Origin of the sequence: Streptomyces glaucus (assembly GCF_039533365.1) — a bacterium.
In the GTDB taxonomy this organism is placed as follows: Bacteria; Actinomycetota; Actinomycetes; order Streptomycetales; family Streptomycetaceae; genus Streptomyces; species Streptomyces glaucus.
The window spans coordinates 38791-60179 of sequence record NZ_BAAATK010000044.1; the positions used below are offsets into that span (position 1 = coordinate 38791).

At 75.1% G+C, this 21389-nt stretch carries 20 protein-coding genes; 9 read left to right on the forward strand and 11 right to left on the reverse strand.

What is annotated here, in order from left to right; all coding sequences use genetic code 11:
* Positions 1 to 313 precede the first annotated feature (313 nt).
* Positions 314 to 1630 (reverse strand): aromatic acid exporter family protein, encoded by a 1317-nt coding sequence (locus ABD363_RS25785; protein WP_344607663.1) that lies wholly within the window; start codon positions 1628 to 1630, stop codon positions 314 to 316.
* 30 nt (positions 1631 to 1660) lie between these two features.
* The gene (locus ABD363_RS25790; protein ID WP_344607665.1) at positions 1661 to 2332 is read right to left on the reverse strand and encodes an HAD family hydrolase; all 672 of its coding nucleotides are present in this window, start codon (positions 2330 to 2332) and stop codon (positions 1661 to 1663) included.
* A gap of 294 nt (positions 2333 to 2626) precedes the next feature.
* Here ABD363_RS25790 and ABD363_RS25795 point away from each other — a divergent pair, with 294 nt between their 5' ends.
* The 3 genes from ABD363_RS25795 to ABD363_RS25805 are packed head-to-tail and all read left to right on the forward strand — an operon-like array spanning position 2627 to position 4746.
* The gene (locus tag ABD363_RS25795; RefSeq protein ID WP_344607667.1) at positions 2627 to 3436 is read left to right on the forward strand and encodes an SDR family oxidoreductase; all 810 of its coding nucleotides are present in this window, start codon (positions 2627 to 2629) and stop codon (positions 3434 to 3436) included.
* Positions 3437 to 3446: 10 nt separating this feature from the next.
* Complete coding sequence (locus ABD363_RS25800) at positions 3447 to 4463, forward strand: DNA topoisomerase IB (RefSeq protein WP_344607670.1); 1017 nt, start codon at positions 3447 to 3449, stop codon at positions 4461 to 4463.
* A 43-nt stretch (positions 4464 to 4506) separates the two neighbouring features.
* Positions 4507 to 4746, forward strand: a complete 240-nt coding sequence (locus tag ABD363_RS25805) for a hypothetical protein (protein ID WP_344607672.1) — start codon at positions 4507 to 4509, stop codon at positions 4744 to 4746.
* 48 nt (positions 4747 to 4794) lie between these two features.
* On the opposite strand, the gene ABD363_RS25810 is transcribed toward ABD363_RS25805, so the two are convergent.
* The 4 genes from ABD363_RS25810 to ABD363_RS25825 all read right to left on the reverse strand — a co-directional run bounded on the left by ABD363_RS25810 (position 4795) and on the right by ABD363_RS25825 (position 7800).
* Entirely contained in the window at positions 4795 to 5364 is a 570-nt protein-coding gene (locus ABD363_RS25810) for a VanZ family protein (RefSeq protein WP_344607674.1), read from the reverse strand.
* A gap of 106 nt (positions 5365 to 5470) precedes the next feature.
* Positions 5471 to 6133: a DUF4230 domain-containing protein gene (locus ABD363_RS25815; protein ID WP_344607676.1), complete on the reverse strand. Its 663-nt coding sequence runs from the start codon at positions 6131 to 6133 to the stop codon at positions 5471 to 5473.
* Between the two features lie 134 nt (positions 6134 to 6267).
* Positions 6268 to 6648 carry an anti-sigma factor antagonist gene (locus ABD363_RS25820; protein ID WP_344607678.1) on the reverse strand — a complete coding sequence of 127 codons (381 nt, stop codon included), beginning with the start codon at positions 6646 to 6648 and terminating at the stop codon, positions 6268 to 6270.
* 201 nt (positions 6649 to 6849) lie between these two features.
* Complete coding sequence (locus ABD363_RS25825) at positions 6850 to 7800, reverse strand: NADP-dependent oxidoreductase (protein WP_344607680.1); 951 nt, start codon at positions 7798 to 7800, stop codon at positions 6850 to 6852.
* A 385-nt stretch (positions 7801 to 8185) separates the two neighbouring features.
* Between ABD363_RS25825 and ABD363_RS25830 the strand changes: the two genes are divergently transcribed.
* Positions 8186 to 8578: a VOC family protein gene (locus ABD363_RS25830; RefSeq protein ID WP_344607682.1), complete on the forward strand. Its 393-nt coding sequence runs from the start codon at positions 8186 to 8188 to the stop codon at positions 8576 to 8578.
* 29 nt (positions 8579 to 8607) lie between these two features.
* Here ABD363_RS25830 and ABD363_RS25835 read toward each other — a convergent pair whose 3' ends face one another.
* Complete coding sequence (locus tag ABD363_RS25835; RefSeq protein WP_344607684.1) at positions 8608 to 8907, reverse strand: DUF4235 domain-containing protein; 300 nt, start codon at positions 8905 to 8907, stop codon at positions 8608 to 8610.
* 103 nt (positions 8908 to 9010) lie between these two features.
* Positions 9011 to 10036 (reverse strand): glutathione S-transferase family protein, encoded by a 1026-nt coding sequence (locus tag ABD363_RS25840; RefSeq protein WP_344607686.1) that lies wholly within the window; start codon positions 10034 to 10036, stop codon positions 9011 to 9013.
* Between the two features lie 282 nt (positions 10037 to 10318).
* Here ABD363_RS25840 and ABD363_RS25845 point away from each other — a divergent pair, with 282 nt between their 5' ends.
* Entirely contained in the window at positions 10319 to 11287 is a 969-nt protein-coding gene (locus tag ABD363_RS25845; RefSeq protein WP_344607701.1) for a cation diffusion facilitator family transporter, read from the forward strand.
* Positions 11288 to 11442: 155 nt separating this feature from the next.
* Here ABD363_RS25845 and ABD363_RS25850 read toward each other — a convergent pair whose 3' ends face one another.
* Positions 11443 to 11892 carry a nitroreductase family deazaflavin-dependent oxidoreductase gene (locus ABD363_RS25850; RefSeq protein ID WP_344607688.1) on the reverse strand — a complete coding sequence of 150 codons (450 nt, stop codon included), beginning with the start codon at positions 11890 to 11892 and terminating at the stop codon, positions 11443 to 11445.
* Between the two features lie 508 nt (positions 11893 to 12400).
* The gene (locus ABD363_RS25855; protein WP_344607690.1) at positions 12401 to 12601 is read right to left on the reverse strand and encodes a hypothetical protein; all 201 of its coding nucleotides are present in this window, start codon (positions 12599 to 12601) and stop codon (positions 12401 to 12403) included.
* Between ABD363_RS25855 and ABD363_RS25860 the strand changes: the two genes are divergently transcribed.
* Together ABD363_RS25860 and ABD363_RS25865 are read left to right on the forward strand one after the other, a co-directional pair.
* Positions 12600 to 13796 carry a cytochrome P450 gene (locus tag ABD363_RS25860; protein ID WP_344607692.1) on the forward strand — a complete coding sequence of 399 codons (1197 nt, stop codon included), beginning with the start codon at positions 12600 to 12602 and terminating at the stop codon, positions 13794 to 13796. The two genes, ABD363_RS25855 and ABD363_RS25860, sit on opposite strands and share 2 nt — an antisense overlap.
* Positions 13797 to 13809: 13 nt before the next feature.
* A complete protein-coding gene (locus ABD363_RS25865; protein WP_344607694.1) occupies positions 13810 to 14010 on the forward strand; it encodes a ferredoxin in 201 nt (66 codons plus the stop codon).
* A 57-nt stretch (positions 14011 to 14067) separates the two neighbouring features.
* On the opposite strand, the gene ABD363_RS25870 is transcribed toward ABD363_RS25865, so the two are convergent.
* Positions 14068 to 14622, reverse strand: coding sequence for a TetR/AcrR family transcriptional regulator (locus ABD363_RS25870; RefSeq protein ID WP_344607696.1), 555 nt, complete (start codon positions 14620 to 14622; stop codon positions 14068 to 14070).
* Between the two features lie 93 nt (positions 14623 to 14715).
* Between ABD363_RS25870 and ABD363_RS25875 the strand changes: the two genes are divergently transcribed.
* Positions 14716 to 15174, forward strand: coding sequence for a nuclear transport factor 2 family protein (locus ABD363_RS25875; RefSeq protein WP_344607698.1), 459 nt, complete (start codon positions 14716 to 14718; stop codon positions 15172 to 15174).
* 430 nt (positions 15175 to 15604) lie between these two features.
* On the forward strand, positions 15605 to 21389 hold a 5785-nt coding region (locus ABD363_RS25880), incomplete at its 3' end, for a type I polyketide synthase (protein WP_344607700.1).

The following is a 21389-nucleotide window of genomic DNA, read 5'->3' on the forward strand; positions in this document are numbered from 1 at the left end:
CCGCGCCGCTTCCCCGCGCACCGCTTCCCGCGCCGTCCCCCCGGCGGACCGCTTCCCCGCGCACCGCCGCTTCCCGCACGGCGAACGGGGCCACGCCCGTCGGCTCCGCCGACGGCTCCCGCAGGCGCGCCGCCCGCGGGAGGCAAGGAGAAAGCCCCGACCGGACGGGGGAATCACGGTCGGGGCGTCGAGGGTGGGCACGGAGGGCGGTCGCCTCGCGGCGAAAGGCTCCACAGGGCTTCAGCCGAACGATCGTCCCTGTGGGCGGAAGGTGAGGCCCGGGGACACTGTCCCCTCCGTACCCACGGCTGGTTCAACGGCCGGCCGGCCGCGCCTGTTCCCCCTGCCGCGGCCGCTCGGGGTGATCCGAGTCACTGTCGTGACGGGCCCGGAACGTCTCGGCCCAGAGGTTCTCCGCCTGCAGCAGCAGCGTGCCGAGGACCGTCGCCCGCGCGGGCCCCCGCTCGGCGTGCTCCCGCAGCCCTTCCTGCAGCTGTGCGTGCAGGTCCTCCAGCGCCTCCTCGGTCCGCTCGTCCGGGTGCGCGTCCGCGCGGCCGTCCAGCAGCCGGCGGCTCTCCGCGTGGCAGGCGTCCCCGATCAGCTCCAGCAGGCGCGCGTACGCGTCCAGCACCGGGCCCTCGGGCGGGGCGGGCGTCCGGCGCTCGTCGGCCGCCACCGCCAGGGTGTGGATCAGCGCCGTGAGGTGCCCGGTGACGCGGCCGAGCCGGTCGTCCTCCTCCTCGGGCGGCGCGGCGGGCGGCACGCGGCGCAGGGCGCGCAGCGGGCGGTAGGTCAGCCGCAGGCTCTCCTGGCTCCAGGCGCGGGCCGAGCGCAGCGCGTCGAGGCGGCGCTGCAGCCGTGCCGTGGCGCTCGACCAGCCGTCCGAGGTCTGCGCGTCCCACTCGGTCGCGCGCAGGTCGGCGGCGACGGTGTGCAGGACGTCACCCGCCTCCCGGGCGAGCGCCGCCAGGTTCTCCCGCACGTCCCGCAGGTGGATCGGCGGCAGGACGAGCGCGTTGACGGCGACGCCGATCACCGCGCCGAGCACCGCCTGCCCCACCCGGTGGCCGACCGCGGACGCGGAGACGGCCCCGGAGGCCAGAGTGAACACCGCCGTGGTGGCCGCGTAGACGCCCTGGTCGCCGAAGCGCGGCCAGTTGGCGAGCAGCATCAGCACCGGCACGGACAGGGCGAGGGCCGCCGTCGTGTCACCGGCGACCGCCTGGGCCGCCGACGCCAGCAGCGTGCCCACGCAGATCGCGGCGCACTGCTGCGCGGCCCGCCGCAGCGAGCTGTAGACGGTGGCCTGCACCAGCACCAGCGCCACCCAGGGCGCCATGAGCGCCATCGGATCGCCCAGCCACACGCGCGCGACCAGCCAGGCGAGCAGCGCCGCCGCGGCGGCCTTCAGCGACTGCACGACCAGATCGCGCTCCCGGCCCGGCCCGCGCCAGGCGGCCCGGGCCGCCCGCCCGACGCTGCGCGCCTCCCGCTCGACGGCCCGCGCGGCCCGCGTCCCGGGGCCTCCCCGGTCGCCTCGTCGTCGCGGCGCGCCCGGCGGACCGGTCTCCCGGTCCGCCGGGTCGGCGACGCGTTCCCTTCCTCGTAGCGCATCCGTCACACGGGTCATCCGCTGTGGGTATCCGTGTGACCGGATCTCTCACGCCGCGGAGCCGTCCCCGAGGGGGCTGTCCGCCAGGGACGCCAGCAGGTGGGCGGGGTCGTCGTAGACGGCGTCCGCGCCCGCCTCCTCCAGGTCGGCGCGCGGGATGCCGCCGCACAGGACGGCGACGCAGCGCACCCCGGCCCTGCGGCCGGCCCGCATGTCCCACACGGTGTCGCCGACGAACACCGCCCGCTCGGCGGGCACCCCGGCCAGCTCCAGGGCGTGCTCCACCGGCTCGGGCGAGGGCTTGCCCGTGTCGACGTCGTCGGCGCTCGCCGTGGCGTCGATCGCGTCGTCCGCGTCGAGCGCGCGCCGCAGGGCGTCCAGTTCCGCGCCGCCCGCCGAGGTGGCGAGCACCACCTTCCAGCCGGCGCGGTGCAGGCGCCGCAGCAGGTTCCCCGCGTCGGGCAGCGCGGGCAGCCGGTCGAAGTACTGCCCGTACAGCGCCTTGTGCGCGGCGCTCAGCTCCGCGTCGCGGTCCTTGTCCCGGTCGTCGCCGAGCAGATGGCCGACGAGGTCGGCGGAGGCCAGGCCCACGGCCCGGTGGACGGCGTGCATCGGCACCCGGTGGCCCGCCTGCCGGAAGGCCTCCCACCAGGCCAGCACGTGGAGGTGATTGGTGTCGACGAGGGTTCCGTCGACGTCGAACACGGCCGCCCGTTCCATGCACCCGTCCTCCCTGTCGTTCCTGTCGTTCCTGTCGCCGACGCGTGTCGCCGTCGCCGGTGTCACCGGTGCGCTGCCGTCCCGGGTACCACGCCGGCCGTCCGCCACTCGGGACGGCGTGCGCCGCTCCCGAGTCCGGCCCGCCGCCCCGGCGAGGCCACCGGCCCCCTCGCCCGGTTTCCCCACGGCCCCGGCGCTCCGGCGGCCGTACGGCGCATCAGCCGGTTTGTCCGCAACGGACCCGGGTACTGCGAAGCGTCGTCACTCCGTCACACACCGGCCAGGAGGCACCTCATGTCCACCCCCGCCACGTCCCGCACCAAGGTGGCCGTGATCACCGGCGCCGACTCCGGCATCGGCAAGGCCACCGCCGTACGCCTGGCCCGGGCGGGGATGGACGTCGGCATCACCTGGCACAGCGACCAGGAGGGCGCCGAGGCGACCGCCGAGGAGGTGCGCGCCCACGGCCGGCGGGCCGCCGTGGCCCGAATGGACCTCACCCGGCTGCCCGACGCCGCGGACACGGTCGACGAGCTGTGCGAGGAGCTCGGCCGTATCGACGTGCTGGTCAACAACGCCGGCACGGGCACCATGACGCCCTTCCTCGACCTGAAGCCGGACGACGTCCGCGAGGTCGTCGACGTCGACCTGATCGGCCCCTTCCTGTGCGGGCAGAAGGCGGCGCGGCACATGATCCGGCAGGGCGGCGGCGGCCGGATCGTCAACGTGACCTCCGTCCACGAGCACCAGCCCCGCGTGGGCGCCGCCCCGTACTGCGCGGCCAAGGGCGGCCTCGGCCTGCTCACCCAGGTGATGGCCCTCGAACTCGCCGAGCACGGCATCACCGTCAACGCGGTCGCCCCCGGTGAGATCGCCACGCCGATGACCGGCCAGGAGGACACCGACCCGCACACCGAGAGCCGCCCCGGCATCCCCCTCGGGCGGCCCGGCGACGCCCGCGAGGTCGCCGCCGTGATCGCCTTCCTCGCGAGCGACGACGCCTCGTACGTCACCGGCGCCTCCTGGAGCGTGGACGGCGGGATGCTCCGCATGGGCCCGCAGGCCGGGTCGCACCTGACCGGCGACGACTGGCGCCGTCCCTGAGCGGGGCACCGTGCGTCTGCGTACCAGCTCCTGCGAGCAGCCGGGATTCCGCCGCGTCCGCTGCGGGCGCGGCTTCCGCTACCTGGACCACCGGGGCGAGCCGCTCACCGACCCCGGGCAGCTCGCCCGGATCAAGGCCCTGACCGTCCCGCCCGCCTGGCGGGACGTGTGGATCTGCCGCTGGCCCAACGGCCACCTGCAGGCCGTCGGCACCGACGAGGCCGGGCGGCGCCAGTACCTGTACCACGAGGAGTTCCGCGCCCAGCAGGAGCAGGCCAAGCACGAACACGTGCGGGAGGTCGCCCGTGCCCTGCCCGAGCTGCGCGCCAGGGTCGCCGCCGACCTCGCCGGGCGCGGCCTGAGCCGGGCCCGGGTCACCGCGTGCGCCGTACGCCTGCTCGACCTCGGCTTCTTCCGCATCGGCAGCGACCGGCACACCCGGCAGAGCGAGACGTACGGGCTGACGACGATGCTCCGCGAGCACGTCACCTGCGGCCGCGGCGAGATCGCGTTCAGCTACCCCGCCAAGGGCGGCGTCGAGATGATCCGGGCGCTCGTGGACGACCAGGCGCACACCGTCGTACGGGCCCTGCTGCGGCGCCGGCGCGGCGGGGAGCGGCTGCTGGTGTACTGGGAGCGGGGCGCCTGGCACGACCTGCACGGCGACGACCTGAACGAGGCGCTGCGGCGGCTGTCCGGGACCGACATCACGGCCAAGGACTTCCGCACCTGGCACGCGACCGTCCTCGCCGCCGTCGCGCTCTCCGTCACCGCGGGGGAGGCCCGCGCCACCGCGGCGGCCCGGCGCCGGCAGATCAGCCGCGCGGTCCGCGAGGTCAGCCGCTACCTGGGGAACACGCCCGCGGTGTGCCGGGCCTCCTACATCGACCCGCGGGTCTTCGAGCTGTTCGAGCAGGGGCGCACCGTCGCCGACGCGCTCAGCCGCCTGGGCGAGCACGGCGACTTCGGGCGCCCCGCCACGCAGGGGGCCGTCGAGGCGGCGGTGCTGGAGCTGCTCAGCGGGTGACTGCGGGCGCCGCCCCGGCCGGTTCCGGCCTACGCTCTATTGCATGACCGAAATCTCGAGCCCGCACATCGCCCGTCCGCGGATCATGGTGCTCGGGGTCCAGCCGGGCACGCCACCGTTCCGGATCGTGGAGATCGACGGCCAGGTGGTCGGCGAGGCGAAGACCGTCACCGACGTGCTGGAGGCCGCCGCCGCGTTCGGCATCACCGTCCACGACCTGGACGACCCGGACGTGGTCCGCTGGGTGGGCGGGGACAAGTTCACCTGGACCGTGCGCCGGTGACCTGGGCGGGGGAGGCGACGGCGGCCGCCGTCGCCTCCCCCGCCCAGGTCACCGCGGGGCACGAGCGCCCCGCCGCGGCCGGCCGCGCCGCCCCCGCGCGTGCACCGCGCGGCTCAGCCGCCGCCCCACCAGCAGGTAACCGGCCAACGCCCCCGTGGTGTTGAGGATGACGTCGTCGATGTCGAAGGCGCGTCCGGTGATCAGGGCGCCCTGCGCGAACTCCACCAGCAGCATGACGAGGGCGGTGAGCAGCAGCACCCGCAGCACGCTCCGCGTCCCCGGCGCGAGGACGGGCACCAGGACGCCGAACGGGACGCCGAGCAGCAGGTTCCCGCCGATCTGCCGGGCGGCGTCGCGCAGCGCGGGCTGGTCCAGATAGGCCCGCAGGGAGCGGCCCGGACGGAGGTTGGTGTGCGTCAGCGCCTCCGAGGCGGGGGAGGGTTGCAGGGTGAGCCGCGCCAGCACCACCGCGAAGGCGACCATGACCGCGAAGGCGAACAGCATCACCAGCAGCCGGAGGGGAAGGGGCAGCGGGCGCCGCTCGCGCCGGGGCGCGTCCTGGGACTCGGCGGTGCGGGACCGCGCCATGAAGCGCGGACGCGAGCCTGCGTGGTCCATTCGGTCCTCCAGTCCTCGACTTCGTGGCGTGGTAAGCCGGTTACCCGTCGATCGGCGGACGATTCCGCGCCGCCGGCGGCTCCCCGGGAACGGGCAGCCGCCGGTCTCAGCCCCCGTAGGACACGTGCACCTCCTGGAAGCCGAGGGAGCGCAGCAGGCCTTCGAGCATCTCGGTGGTGTTGCGCTCGGCGCGCGCGGTCAGCCCGCTCTCCTTCGCCGCGTCGCCGATGTGCCGTACCGCGGCCTGCTGCACCGCCTGTTCGCCGTTCGGGTTGCCCGAGAACAGGTCGCCGAGGCGGTCGAGCAGGCCGCGCTGCTTGGAGACGGCGTAGGAGCGGTCGGGGTCCAGGGCGGGCTTGCCGAGCGCGGCGTGCGGCAGCCGGAGCGTGGCGGACGTGCGGTCCTCGTCGACCCGCACGTCGTCCTCGCCGACCTTCCCCAGGTCGACGTAGGCGTCGACGGTGCCCGCGCCGACGTACAGGGTGCGGGTGCCGCGGATGGCGTCGGGCACGTACCTGGTGTCCTTCTCCAGGTCCACGACGACCTGGAAGGTGCCGGAGGCGGCGTCGTACCGGCTGATGTCCTGGATGGACTGCAGGAGCGCGGGGCCGGAACGGTCGTGGGTCTCGGTGCCGAACAGGTCCTTCAGACCGGGGAGCACGCTGAGCCGGAGCCCGGCGAAGAGCACGGCGAGCACGAGCACGACCGCGGTCACCGCCTTGACCCAGCCGGGCACGCCCCTGGGAATGCGCCTGATGGGAGTCGTCATGGCGACGGCCCTCCTTCCTACGGTCCGCATTCCCCCCGATTCCCTTGCCAGACCGCCTTGTCGGCGCCGGCCGGCCCTCCCGGGCCCCGGCGCGTTCCTGCGGATCTGACGCGGGCCCAGGGACCCGGTCGCGGTCACACGGGGCCCGGCGCGGCCTCGGACCGGCTCAGGGCCGCGTCCAGCGTCGGCTGCGGGGGCAGCAGCCGGGCCAGGCCGGTGACCCGCAGGACGCGCAGGGTCAGCGGGTGGGAGCAGACGAGGCCCACCTGCCCCTGACGGGCGAGCACCCGGCTCCGGGCCCGGTACAGCAACCGCAGCCCGGAGCAGTCGAAGAACTCGATCCGGCCGAGGTCGAGCACGATCCGGGCGCCGGGACGGCCCGTCTCCCGGTCCAGGTGCGGAGCGATCTCCGCGGCGGCGGCGATGTCGATCTCGCCGCGGAACTCCAGCACCGTGTGCCCCCGGTCCCGGTGGACGCGCAGATGCCGGGTGAGCGGCGCAGGGTCCTGCCGCACGACGACCTCGCCTCCAACCTGCTCCGTGGGTGGCGGGGCCGCGGGTCACCGCGCACCCCCGCCCCGCAAGTTACCCCCGACAGAGTGAATTTGAGCATGTTCGATTGACATATGTCTCTGAATTCTCCCTGAGGGAGCGGGTGTTGTCCGAAGTCCGCCGCCCGGCCGCGGGCCGGGACCCTCCGGGCCGGGGACGCCGGGTCAGTCCATCACCAGCACCAGCTTGCCCGTGGTACGGCCGGTGTCGCCGAGCGCGTGCGCCTCGGCGGCCCGGGCCAGCGGGAAGGTCCGCGCGATCGTGGCGCGCAGCCGGCCCGCCTCGACGAGCTCCGCGATCGCCTTCATCCCGGTGTGGTCGTGGTCGACGAGCATCTGCACCGCCCGCACACCGAGCCGCTCGGCCTCCGCCTGGAACGTGTCCGGGCCGCCCGCCAGGAGCGACACCACGATCCCGCCCGGACGCAGCACGCGCAGCGAGCGCACCGAGACGTCGCCGCCGAGGGTGTCCAGGACGACGTCGACGTCCTTCACGGTCTCGGCGAAGTCCGTCTCCCGGTAGTCGACCGGCTCGTCCACGCCGATGGACCGCAGGAACTCGTGCTTGCCCGCGCTCGCGGTGCCGATCACGTACGCGCCGCGCTCCTTGGCGAGCTGCACGGCGACGTGCCCCACACCGCCGGCCGCCGCGTGGATCAGCACCCGCTGCCCCGCCCGCACGTCCGCCAGCTCCACCAGGGCCTGCCACGCGGTCAGCGACACCAGCGGCAGCGCGCCGGCCTGGACGTGGTCGATCCCGGCCGGCTTGTGCGCGAAGGCACGGGCCGGGGCGGTGACGTACTCGGCGTGGGAGCCGTGGCCGAACGGGTACGGCAGCATGCCGAAGACCTCGTCGCCCGGCCGGAACAGGGCGACGCCGATCCCCACCTCCTCCACCACACCGGAGACGTCCCAGCCCAGCACGAACGGCGGCTCGCCGAGGAACACGCCGTGCGCGCGGTGCTTCCAGTCGGTGGGGTTGAGGCCGGCGGCGCGCACCCGGACCAGCACCTCGTTGGGCCGCGGCGCGGGACGCTCCAGCCGCACTTCCTTCAGGACCTCGGGACCGCCGAGAACGTCCTGGCTGATGGCTCGCATCGTGTTCGTCTCACTCATGGTGGACCAGCCTGCCGGTTCGCGCCGCCCGGGAAAAGCATGATCGCCGTTCGCCGGCGGGCCGCCACCCTTCGGCAGGAACGCGCCGTGCGGCAGGGATGTGCCGGGCGGCGTGGGCACGCGGCGGCCCCGGCACCCGACGGGCACGCCCCCTCGGACGGGCCGCGCACCTTCCCGCGCCGCGCCGGGGACCGGAGCCGCACCGGCGCCTCCGTGCCGTCCGCAGCGCGTACGGGCCCGGCGCGCGGCCGGCGGGGGCCACGCGCGGCAGCCGGAGCGCGACGGACGGTGGCCGGCCGCCGACTGAATCGGCCGGGCCGGGATATCCGCAAGGAAGAGGGCCGCGGGGCACGACCGCCCCGCGCCCGGACCCTTCGGAGGAGAGATGGCACTGGTGAAAGCGGGCCTCGTGGTGCTCGACTGCGCCGAGCCCGAGAAGCTCGCCGTGTTCTACAAGGAACTGCTGGAGGCCGAGGAGACGGACGCGAGCGCCAACCGGGTGGAGATCAGGAGCGCCGACGGCACCCGGATGGCGTTCCGCCGCGACGCCAACGCGACGCCGCCGAGCTGGCCGCGCCCGGAGAACTCCCTCCAGGCCCACCTGGACTTCATGGTGGAGGACCTGGACGCGGCGGAGCGCAGGATCGTGGAGCTCGGCGGGCGTCCGCTGGAGGCCAAGGCGGCGCCGGGCCCGTACGAGGAGCGCGGCTTCGCCGACCCGGCGGGCCACTCGTTCACCGTGCGCCGCGTGGCGCCGACGTCCCCCAAGCAGGGCTGACGCCGGCGCCGGGGCGGGGCGGGACCGGGTCAGTCCCGGCCGCCCTTCTCCTTGGCCGGCCAGATCCCGGTCCTGCGCTCGATGGCCTTGGCGCCCGCGCGGTCCACGGCGCTGCGCACCACGGCGAAGATCGCCCCCTGGACCGCGGCGGCCAGCAGGATCTCCCCCCAGCCGCGGTCCGGGTCCAGCGCGTCGGGCGCGTCGTCCTCGTGCCGGACCACCTTCCACGTCTTCTGGAAGGCGAGCCCGGCCAGCGAGCCGCCCACCCAGCCCAGGGCGAACCCGAGCGGCTGGTAGGCGAAGGGGAGCTTCCTTTTCTTCTTGGCCACGTCAATCTCCTTGCTGCACGGTGCTGTGCACGTGATCGGACGGATGTCGTACGGATGCCGTACGAGTGCCGTACGGACGTCGGGGGATGCCGGACGGGCGCGGTCAGGGCCTGCCCCGCGCCGGGACCTCCTCGCCGGCGCGGACCGGCCCCGGCGGCGTGCCGTCACCGAACGGCCGGCCGCCCAGTTCCTCGCGGTGATGGGGCGTCAGCCAGCCGGACAGGTCGGGCCCCAGGGGCACCACACCGGTCGGGTTGATGCCGGTGTGCACCTGGTAGTAGTGGCGCTTGATGTGGTCGAAGTCGACGGTGTCGCCGAAGCCGGGCGTCTGGTACAGGTCGCGGACATACCCCCACAGCACCCGGTTCTCCGTCAGCTTCCAGCGGTTGCACTTGAAGTGACCGTGATAGACGGCGTCAAACCGGACCAGGGTGGTGAACAGGCGGATGTCCGCCTCCGTGATGGTGTCGCCGACGAGATAGCGCTGCCGCTCCAGCCGCCGCGCGAGCAGTTCCAGCCGCCGGAACACCGCCGCGCACGCGGCCTCGTACTCCTCCTGCCCGGTGGCGAAGCCCGCCCGGTACACGCCGTTGTTGACGTCCTCGTAGACCTCCGCCGTCACCTCGTCGATCTCGTCCCGCAGCGCCTGCGGGTACAGGTCGGGCGCCCCGTCCCGGTGCAGGGCCGTCCACTCGGTGGCGAAGTCCAGGGTGATCCGCTGGTAGTCGTTGGTGACCAGCTTCCCGCTGGGCACGTCCACGATCGCGGGCACGCTCACCCCGCCCGGGTAGCCGGTCTCCCGCCGGTCGTAGGCCTCGCTGAGGTAGCGGATGCCGAGGACCGGGTCACGGCCGTCCGGGTCGAGGGTGAAGCGCCAGCTGCGGTCGTCCTGGAGGGGATCGGCGATCGCCAGGGACAGGGCGTCCTCCAGGCCGAGCAGCCGGCGGGAGATCACGGCCCGGCTCGCCCAGGGACAGGCCCGGCTGACGACCAGCCGGTACCGGCCCGCCTCCACCGGCCAGCCGTCCCGGCCGTCCGCGGTGATCCGGTCCGTGAAATGCGCCGTGGACCGCCGGAACGCCTTCCGGCCGTAGGCGGTGTTGCCGGTGCCCCCGCCGTCGCCGCTCATGCCGACTCTCCTCACTGTCGTACGGGTGCTCTGGTGGACGCGTTCCCGTTTTTCCGCCGACGGCACTGGTGAGGGGGCCGAAGGGGCGAGTGGCCGGTCGCGGGTGTGAGCCGCGCGGGCCGGGGCAGACGCCGTCCCGTGAGGGGCACACCCACGGAACGCGACACGGACGGGAAGGCGGGCAGGGAACCGCGACGGGGGAGGGGCAGGGTGGCCGAGGGGGCAGCGGAACGAGGGAAGGACCAGGTGACCGAGGGGACGACGGAGCACGGGAAGGACCGGCTGACCGAGGGGGAGCGGCAGCGCAGCAGGGACCGCAGGACCCGCGTCACCGTGCTGGTGGCGCTCGCGGCCAATCTGGTGATCGCGGCCGCCAAGGCGGTCGGCGGCCTGGCCGCCGCCTCCCCGGCGCTGCTGTCCGAGGCGGCGCACTCGGTGGCCGACAGTCTGAACGAGGTGTTCCTCCTCGCCGCGCTGCGCCGCAGCCGCCGCCCCGCCGACCGGCGTCACCCCTTCGGGTACGGCAAGGAGCGGTTCTTCTGGTCGCTGCTCGCGGCCGTCGGCATCTTCGTGATGGGCGGCTGCTTCTCCTTCTTCCAGGGCGTCGAAGCCCTGCGCGACGACACCGAGGAGCGGTTCAGCGGGTACGTGGCCGGTCTGGTCGTGCTCGGCGTCGCCCTGCTCGCCGAGGGCGGCTCGCTGCTGCGGGCCCTGTACCAGGCCCGCCGCCAGGGCGGCGCGAGCGGCCTGCGCGACCCGGCGCTGCGCACGGTCGTCGCCGAGGACGGCACGGCGGTGCTCGGGGTGACCCTCGCCCTCGTGGGCATGGCGCTGCACATGGCCACGGGGCAGGTGGTGTGGGAGGCGGGCGCCTCGCTGGCGATCGGCACCCTGCTCGTGTACGTCGCCTACCGTCTCGGCCGCGAGGCCCGCGACCAGCTGATCGGGGAGGCCGCCGACCCGGAGGCGGCCGGCCGGATCCGGGCGCTGCTGGAGGCGCAGCCCGAGATCGACAGCGTGGAGGCCCTGCTCACGATGAAGACCGGCCTCGACTCCGCCCTGGTGGCCGCCCGCGTCGACCTGGTGCCCGGCCTGGACAGCGAGCGGGTGGAGGAGGTCGCCGTGCGCATCAAGCGGTCCATCGCCCACACGGTGCCCGAGGCGCAGCAGATATTCCTCGACGTGACCGACCGGCCCGCCCGGGAGGCAGGGGAAAGCCCCGCCGCGACGGGGGAACGCGGCGGGGCCTGACCCAGGGGTGCCCCGGCCGGCGCGGGTTCATGCCTCCCTGGGGGGAAGAATTTCCGGCGCGGGCGGATCCTCGCCGTCCGCGTGAGCGGGGCACCCGGCGCCGTGGCTCCGGCACCGCCGGTCACGGCCGTCCGGGTGCCGCCGCTCACCGCGGCTCAGGCGGCGTCGACCGGCTCCAGCACGAAGACCGGGATTTCGCGGTCCGTCTTCTTCTGGTAGTCGGCGTACGGCGGGTAGGCCGCGACGGCACGCTTCCACCACTCGGCCTTCTCCGCCCCCGTGACCTCACGGGCCGTCATGTCCCACTTGCGCGGCCCGTCCTGGAGCTCCACCCGGGGATGGGCCTTGAGGTTGTGGTACCAGAAGGGGTGCCGGGGCGCCCCGCCCTGGGAGGCGACCACGGCGTAGCGCCCCTCGTGCTCGACCCGCATCAGCGGCGTCTTGCGCAGCTTGCCCGACTTCGCGCCGCGGCTCGTCAGCAGGATCACCGGCAGCCCCGTGTCCAGCAGGGTCGTGCCCTTGGTGCCGCCGGAGCTCTCGTACAGCTCCACCTGCTCGCGCACCCACTGCTCCGGGCTGGGTTCGTACTCGCCCTCAAGAGGCATGGCTTCCGTCCCGTCCTCGAGTCGTACGGTCTTTCCGGCACCGCGTCACACCGGGTGCCTGTACCGGCCATTCCTACCGCGACGCGGCGAGCGTCACTCCTCGGGCGCCGCGCCCGCCCGGCCCCCCGGCACGGGCGGCGCCGCCCGCCACGCCGTGGATCGGGCGCCCCCGCACCGGCGCCGTCCGCCCCCGCGAGCCCGCCGCGCGCCCCGTACCCGGGGAGGCGCGGCCCGGCCGAACGGGTGCTCGTCGAGGCGAGGCCGGGAGGTGCTGGGCGGGGTCCGCGAACCGCCGCGGCCGCGGGGCGGCCGTATCGCGCCAGGTCCGTACCGCGCCCGACCGTGCGCGACGGGCCGGCCGCTCGCCACCGCGCGTACCGGGACACCCGCGCCGTGGCCCGTGCCTTCGCCCCGTGGGCGGAGCCGGGCCTCGCGGCCGCCGCAGGGACGGGACGCGGGGCGCGCCGGCCGGCCGCCTGGCCGGATGTCGAGGGCCACGACACCCGCATCACGCACGGGTGTTCGCATGCCGCCCCCGCCGTCCAGCGGCGGCGGCGCGCCGATCGCACGGGTGGCCGAACCGGCGGCAGCGTTCCTCGGCCAGATCGCGCGCCCCGCTGATCTGGCCGAACTTCGCGTCGCCCCATGGATGCCCGAGGCATCTAATGATGATCGGCACGCCGCTCCCATCGCCTGCGAGGTCTTCCATGACGGAACTGACGCGACCCGTCGCCTTCCCCCAGGACCGGACCTGCCCCTACCATCCGCCCACCGGCTACGACCCGCTGCGCGGCGCCCGGCCGCTGGCCCGCGTCACCCTCTTCGACGGCCGCGAGGCCTGGGTGGTCACCGGGCACGCCCTCGCCCGCACCCTGCTGGCCGACCAGCGCCTGTCCACCAACCGCACCCGTGAGGGCTTCCCGGCGCCCACGCGGCGGCTCGCGGCGGTCCGCGACCGCACGGCCGCGCTGCTCGGCGTCGACGATCCCGAGCACCGCGCCCAACGGCGCATGGTGCTCGCCGACTTCACGCTCAAGCGCGCCACCGAACTGCGCCCGCAAATCCAGCGGATCGTGGACGAGCGGCTCGACGCGATGATCGCCCAGGGGCCGCCCGCGGAACTGGTGACCGCCTTCGCGCTGCCCGTGCCGTCCATGGTCATCTGCGCCCTGCTCGGCGTCCCCTACGCCGACCACGACTTCTTCGAGGAGCAGTCCCGGCGGCTGCTGCGCGGCCCGGAGACCGCCGACGTGCTGGACGCCCGCGACCGGCTGGAGACGTACCTCGGCGAGCTGATCGACAGCAAGCGCGAGGAGCCCGGCACCGGTCTGCTCGGCGACCTCGTCCAGCGGCAGGCGCGCGAGGGCGGGGTGGACCGCGAGGAACTGGTGTCGCTGGCGGTCATCCTGCTGGTCGCCGGACACGAGACCACCGCCAACATGATCTCGCTGGGCACCTACGCCCTGCTCCAGCACCCCGAACGGCTGGCGGAACTGCGCGCCGACCCCTCGCTGCTGCCCGCCGCGGTCGAGGAGCTGATGCGGATGCTGTCGATCGCGGACGGGATGCTGCGCGTCGCCGTCGAGGACATCGAGGTGGCCGGGACGACGATCCGCGCGGGCGACGGTGTGATCTTCTCGACCTCCGTCATCAACCGCGACGAGACCGTCTACCCCGAGCCGGACACCCTCGACTGGCACCGCCCCGCCCGCCACCACGTCGCGTTCGGCTTCGGCATCCACCAGTGCCTCGGCCAGAACCTCGCCCGCGCCGAGCTGGAGATCGCCCTGGGCACCCTCCTCGGCCGGCTGCCCACGCTGCGCCTGGCCGTCCCGGCGGATGAAATCCCCCACAAACCCGGCGACACGATCCAGGGAATGCTGGAACTCCCCGTGACCTGGTAAGAGGCTTCCGGACATGCGCATCGACATCGACAAGGACACCTGCATCGGCGCGGGGCAGTGCGCCCTGACCGCCCCGGACGTGTTCACCCAGGACGACGACGGCTACAGCACTCTCCTGCCCGGCCGCGAGGACGGCGGCGGCAGCCCGCTGGTGCGGGAGGCGGCCCGCGCCTGCCCGGTGGGAGCCATCACCGTGTCGGAGACGGTGGGCTGACCCCCGCGGGACCCGGACCCGGCGCGGCCCGGAAGGCGGCGCCGGCCGCCCCCGGGCTCAGCGGGCGGCTCGCAGCAGGACCCGGGCCGCCTCCCGGGCGTCACGCGCCGGCCCGGTGTCGCGGGTGACGCCCGCCGTGACCATGGCGCCCTCGGCCAGCAGGAGCAGCCGCCCGGTGAGCGCGGCGGGCAGTCCCGCGTCGGCGACCAGGGTGCCGAGGTACTTCCGCAGCGCCTCCTTGTGCGCCCGCACCTGGGCCGCCACCCGGGGGGAGGTGGCGCCCAGTTCGCCGTACGCGTTGATCCACGCGCACCCGCGGAAGTCCGGCTCGCCGAACCACCGCTCCAGCCAGTCGAACACGGCGAGGATCCGCCGCTCCGGCTCCCCGTGCCGCTCGACGTACTCCGCGAGGCGTCCCCGCCAGCGCTCGTCGCGCCGCTCCAGATACGCCTCCACCAGCCGCTCCTTCGTCGGGAAGAGCTGGTAGAGCCGCTTGAGCGAGACACCGGACGCGCCGCGGACGTCGTCCATGCCGACGCACCGCACCCCCCGCCCGTAGAACAGCCGCTCCGCGGCGTCCAGCGCCCGCTCCCGGGCGACCGCGCTGTCCATGGGGACCTCCTTGACGTGAGAACGAGCGTTCTCCTACGGTAGCGGCCCAGCCGGAGAACGACCGTTCTCCGGCGTTGCCACGGAGGCCGAGCCATGACCGACCGCCCGCCCCTGCCGCCGTTCACCCGCGCGAGCGCGGCACAGAAAGTGCAGGCCGCCGAGGACGCCTGGAACACCCGTGACCCGCACCGGGTGGCGCTCGCCTACGCGCGGGACTCGGTCTGGCGCAACCGCGACACCTTCCTCACCGGCCGCGCCGAGATCGTCGAGTTCCTCACCGCGAAGTGGGCGCGCGAGCGGGAGTACGCGCTGCGCAAGGAGCTGTGGGCCCACGACGGCAACCGCATCGCGGTCCGCTTCCAGTACGAGTGCCGGGACGCCGACGGCCGGTGGTGGCGCTCCTACGGCAACGAGCTGTGGGAGTTCGACGAGCACGGACTGATGACCCGGCGCGAGGCCAGCATCGACGACGTGCCCATCACCGAAGGGGAACGCCGCATCCACGGCCCGCGGCCCGCGGCCGAGCGCGGGCGGTCCCTCCCGCTCCGATAGGGCCGGCGGGACCACCGGCCGGGACGGGAAGCCGTTCCCGCGGGCCGCCGCCCACCCACGCCCGGCCACGCCCGCACCGGACGGCCACCCGGGGCGGCGACGCGAGCGGCCGGCGAAGCCCCCACCGGACCCAGGAGGGCGGCGGCGCCCGCTGCGCCGCTCCCGTTACTAGGGTTTTTCCCGTCCCGACCGGCCCAGACTCCCGTCGTGCCGCATCCGAGAGAACCCGCACGGCAAGCGTGACCCGAGCCGACGGTCCTCCCACGTCCACGCCCGGGTCGCTTCGAGGGGCGGCCGCCTTCCCCCCAGGGCGGCCGCCCCTGCGCGCACCCGCGCGCCCGCGCACCGAGCAGGGACCGGCCCGTGACGACACCGGCCCGGTCCGGCCGGCGGCATCCCGCTTCGGTAACCGCTGTCGAGGTGAGTTGAGATGAACAACGAACAGAAGCTCAGGGACTACCTGAAGCGGGCCACCGCCGACCTGCGGCACACCCGGCAGCGCCTCCAGGAACTGGAGGCCGCCGCCCACGAACCGATCGCGATCATCGGCATGGCCTGCCGCTACCCGGGCGGCGTCGCCGACCCCGACGGCCTGTGGCAGCTGCTCGTCGACGGCCGGCACGGCATCGGGCCCTTCCCCGACGACCGCGGCTGGGACCTCGACGCCGTCTCGGCCACCGCGGCGGGCGGCGGATTCCTGTACGACGCCACCGACTTCGACGCCGACTTCTTCGGCATCTCCCCGCGCGAGGCGGTCGCCATGGACCCCCAGCAGCGGATCGTGCTCGAATCCAGCTGGGAGGCCATCGAGTCCGCGGGCATCGACCCCACGACCCTGCGCGGCAGCGAGACGGCCGTGTTCATGGGCGCCATGGCCCAGGAGTACCGGGCCGGAGCCGAGGACGGCGCCCAGGGCCTGCACCTCACCGGCAACGCCGGCAGCGTCCTGTCCGGCCGGATCGCCTACACCCTCGGCCTGACCGGCCCCGCCCTCACCGTCGACACCGCCTGCTCCTCCTCCCTCGTCGCCCTCCACCTCGCCGGCCACGCCCTGCGCACCGGCGAGTGCACCCTCGCCCTCGCCGGCGGCGTCACCGTCATGTCCAGCCCCGCCACCCACCTGGAATTCGGCCGGCAGGGCGGACTCTCCCCCGACGGCCTGTGCCGCTCCTTCGCCGACTCCGCCGACGGCACCGGCTGGTCCGAGGGCGTCGGCGTACTGCTGCTGGAACGGCTCTCCGACGCCCGCCGCAACGGCCACCGCGTCCTCGCCGTGGTCCGCGGCTCCGCCGTCAACCAGGACGGCGCCTCCAACGGCCTCACCGCGCCCAACGGCCCCTCCCAGCAGCGCGTCATCGAGCAGGCCCTGGTCGACGCCCGGCTCTCCGCCGACCAGATCGACGCCGTCGAGGCGCACGGCACCGCCACCACCCTCGGCGACCCCGTCGAGGCGCAGGCACTGCTCGCCACCTACGGCCGCAACCGGCCCGCGGACCGCCCGCTGCTGCTCGGCTCGGTCAAGTCCAACCTGAGCCACACCCAGGCCGCCGCCGGTGTCGCCGGAGTCATCAAGATGGTGCAGGCCATCCGGCACGGCGTGCTGCCGCGCACCCTCCACGTGGACGAGCCCAGCACACACGTGGACTGGTCGCCGGGCACCGTACGCCTCGTCACCGAGAACACCCCCTGGCCGGACACCGGCGAGCCCCGGCGCGCCGCCGTCTCCTCCTTCGGCATCAGCGGCACCAACGCCCACGCCGTCCTCGAACAGGCCCCCGCCGACACCGCCCCCGAACCCGAGGAGACCCCGGACACCCCGGCCGTCCCCGTCCCGCTCGTCCTGTCCGCCCGCACCCCGCAGGCGCTGGCCGCGCAGGCCGCCCGCCTCCGCACCGCACTGGAGCGCGCCGAGACGCCCCCGCCCGTCCGGGCCCTCGCCCGCGCCCTCGCCACCACCCGCACCGCCTTCGCGCACCGGGCGGCGTTCGTGGCCACCGGCCCCGCCGACGTCACCGCCGCCCTGACCGCCCTCGCGGCCGGTGAGACGGCCCCCGGCCTGATCCGGCGCACGGCCACCGACGCCCCCACCGCCTTCCTCTTCTCCGGCCAGGGCGCCCAGCGCCTCGGCATGGGACGGGAGCTGTACGACCGCTTCCCCGTCTTCGCCGAAGCGCTCGACGAGACACTCGCCCTCCTCGCCCCCGGGGTGCGCGAGGCCATGTGGGGCACCGACGAGGCGGCCCTGAACGACACCGGCACCGCCCAGCCCGCCCTGTTCGCCGTCGAGGTGGCCCTGTTCCGCCTCCTCCGGTCCTGGGGCGTACGGCCCGACTTCGTCGCCGGGCACTCCCTCGGCGAGGTGACCGCCGCCCACGCCGCCGGAGTGCTCACCCTCGCGGACGCCTGCACCCTGGTCACCGCACGCGCCTCCCTCATGCGGGACCTCCCCGCCGGCGGGGCCATGGCCGCCGTCCGCGCCTCCGAGGAACAGGTCCGGCCGTACCTGACGGACGGAGTCGCCGTCGCCGCCGTCAACGGCCCCGCCTCCGTCGTCGTCTCCGGCCCCGCCGACGCCGTCGCCGAGACCACCGGCCGGCTCGCCGCCGACGGGCACCGCGTCACCCCCCTGCGGGTGTCGCACGCCTTCCACTCGCCGCTGACGGACCCGATGCTGGAGGCGTTCCGCACCGTCGTCGCCGGCCTGGAACTGCGCCGCCCCGCCCTCCCGGTCGTCTCCAACCTCACCGGCGCCCTCGCCGACCCCGACGAACTGCGCACCGCCGACCACTGGGTCCGGCACGTCCGGGAGACCGTACGCTTCGCCGACGGCGTCCGCACCCTCGCCGAGGCGGGCGTCCGCACCTTCGTCGAACTCGGCCCCGACGGCGTCCTCAGCGGCCTCGTCGCCGACACCGCGCCCGAGGACGCCACCGCCCTGCCCGTCCTGCGCGCGGACACCCCCGAGACCGCCGCCACGGCCACCGCCCTGGCCCGGCTGCACGCCACCGGAGTCCGCGTCGACTGGGCCGCGTACTTCGGCGACGCCCCCGCCCACCGCGTCGACCTGCCCACCTACGCCTTCCAGCGCCGCCGCCACTGGCCCGCCGCCGGCGTCGGCACCACCGCCAGGGACGTACGCGCCGCCGGCCTCGCCCCCGCCGAACACGGCCTCCTCGGCGCCGCCGTCGCCCTCGCCGACTCCGACGGCGCCCTGCTGTCCGGCCGCCTCTCCCTCGGCACGCACCGCTGGCTCGCCGACCACCGGATCGCGGGCCGGGTCCTGCTGCCCGGCGCGGCCTTCGTCGAACTCGCCCTGCGCGCGGGCGACGAGTTCGGCTGCGACCGGCTGGACGAGCTGACCCTGCCCACCCCGCTGGAACTGCCCGAACGGGGCGCCGTCCAGATCCAGACCTTCGTCGGCGGCCCCACCCCCGACGGCCGCCGTCCCGTCACCGTCTACGCCCGCCCCGACGCCCGCGACGACCTCCCCTGGACCCTGCACGCCACCGGCCACCTGTCGCCCGGCCACGGCACCGCGGCACCCGCGGCGTTCGACACCACGGCCTGGCCGCCCGCCGGCGCCGAACCCGTCCCGCTCGACGAGAGCCACGGCTACGACGACCTCGCCGGCCAGGGCTTCGCCTACGGCCCCGCCTTCCGCGGCCTGCGCGCCCTGTGGCGCCGCGGCGACGAACTGTACGCCGAGGCCGAACTGCCGGCCGGGCACCCGACCGCCGGCTTCGCCCTCCACCCGGCCCTGCTGGACGCCGCCCTGCACGCCTTCGCCCACACCGGCCGGGGCCGCCTCGGCGTGCCCTTCGCCTGGGAGGACGTCGAACTGCACGCGTCCGGCGCCACCGCCGTGCGCGCCCGCCTCGTGCCCCGCGGCGACGCCGCCCTCACCCTCGACGTCGTGGACCCGGCCGGCGCCCCCGTGCTCTCCGCCGGCACCCTGGTCACCCGTCCCCTCGACGACACCGCCCCGCCCGGCGCCGCGGCCGTCCACGACGCCCTCCACCGCGTGGACCGGGTCCCGGCCACCGCCGCCACCCCGTACCAGGGCACCTGCGCGGTGCTCGCCGACCCGCACGACGAGACCACGGCCCACGACCTCGCCGAAGCCCTCGGCTCCCCGGCGGTACGCCCCTGCACGGACCTCGCCGAACTGGCCACCGCGCTGACGGCCGACAGCACTGCGGCGGTACCGGACACCGTCCTCGCCCCCGTCACGACGGACCCCGCCGCCACCCCCGTCGCCGCGCTGCACGCCCTGACGACCCGTGTCCTCGGCCTCGTCCGGCAGTGGCTGAGCGACGACCTCTTCCGCGACTCCCGCCTGGTCCTCGTCCTCCGCGACGACCGGCCCGTCACCGGTGCGGTACGCGGCCTGGTGCGCGCCGCCGAGTCCGAACACCCCGGGCGGGTGGCCCTGCTGGACCTCGGCACCGAACCGGCCGACGGCGAACAGCTGCGCCGGGCCCTGGGCACCGGGGAACGCGAGACGCACATCCGGGACGGCCGGGTGACCGTGCCGCGCCTGGTGCGGGTGGCGTCCCCGGATGCCGGGGCGGAGGTGTGGTCCGGTTCGGGTGCGGTGCTGGTGACCGGTGGTACGGGTGGTCTGGGTGCGGTGCTGGCGCGGCATCTGGTGCGGGTGCACGGGGTGCGGGAGCTCATCCTCGTGTCGCGGCGTGGTGAGGCCGCGCCGGGTGCCGCGGAGCTGGTGGCCGAGCTGACCGGGGCGGGTGCCGAGCGGGTCGAGGTTCTCGCGTGTGATGTGGCGGACCGGGAGGCTCTGGCTCGTGTGGTGGCCGGTCGGTCGATCGGTGCGGTGGTGCATGCGGCGGGTGTGCTGGACGACGGGCTGGTCGGCAGTCTGACCGCGGAGCGGCTGGAGGCGGTTCTGGCGCCGAAGGCCGACGCGGCCTGGCATCTGCACGAGCTGTTGCCGGACGTCCGTGCCTTCGTGTTGTTCTCGTCGGCGGCCGGTACGTTCGGCGGGGTGGGGCAGGCCAACTACGCCGCCGCCAACGCCTTCCTCGACGCCCTGGCGACCCACCGGCGTGCCCTCGGCCTGCCGGGCACCTCCCTCGTCTGGGGCCCCTGGGACCTCCGGGGCGCGGGCATGGCGGGCGACCTCTCCGCCACCGCACACGACACCACGGGCCTGATCCGCCCGGTCTCGCTCGACCAGGGCCTGGCCCTGTTCGACGCCGCCCTGGCCTCGGGGGAGGGCGTGGTCCTGCCGGTGCCGCTCGACCTGCGCGCGGCGCGGGCGCGGAGCGAGGTCCCGGCCCTGCTGCGGGGCCTGGTACGGACCCGGCAGCGACGCGTCGTGGCCTCCGAGGACCTCGTGCGGCGGTTGGCGGGGTTGGATGAGGTGGAGCGGCGTGAGGTGCTGCTCGATGTGGTGCGGGGTCAGGTGGCGTTGGTGCTGGGTTTCGATGGTGGGCTGGGGGTCGATGCGTCGCGGTCGTTCCGTGAGCTGGGTTTTGATTCGCTGCTGGCGGTGGAGCTGCGCAACGGGTTGCAGGCGGTGACGGGGCTGCGGTTGCCGGCGACGCTGGTGTTCGACTATCCGACGGTGGAGCGGCTGGCGGATTTCCTGCTGGAGCGGGTGTGGGGTGAGCGGGAGGCTGCCCCGGTGGAGCCGGTCGTCGCGCTGCCGGGGGTGGCGGAGGATCCGGTGGTGGTGGTGGGGATGGCGTGCCGCTTTCCGGGTGGGGTGTCCTCGCCGGAGGAGTTGTGGCGGTTGGTGGTGGAGGGGGTGGACGCGGTCGGGGAGTTCCCGGCCGATCGGGGCTGGGATGTGGAGCGGTTGTATCACCCCGATCCGCAGCATCCGGGGACGTCGTCGACGCGGCAGGGTGGGTTCCTGGCGGATGCGGCGGGGTTCGATCCCGAGTTCTTCGGGATGAGTCCGCGGGAGGCGTTGGCGACCGATGCGCAGCAGCGGTTGCTGCTGGAGACCTCGTGGGAGGCGATCGAGCGGGCCGGCATCGATCCGGTGTCGCTGCGGGGCAGCCGGACGGGTGTCTTCGCCGGGGTCATGTACAACGACTACCGGGAGTTGCTGGCGGGGGAGGAGTTCGAGCCGTTCCGGGGCAACGGCAGTGCGCCGAGCGTTGCTTCGGGGCGGGTGGCGTATGCGTTGGGGTTCGAGGGTCCGGCGGTGTCGGTGGACACGGCGTGTTCGTCGTCGTTGGTGGCGGTGC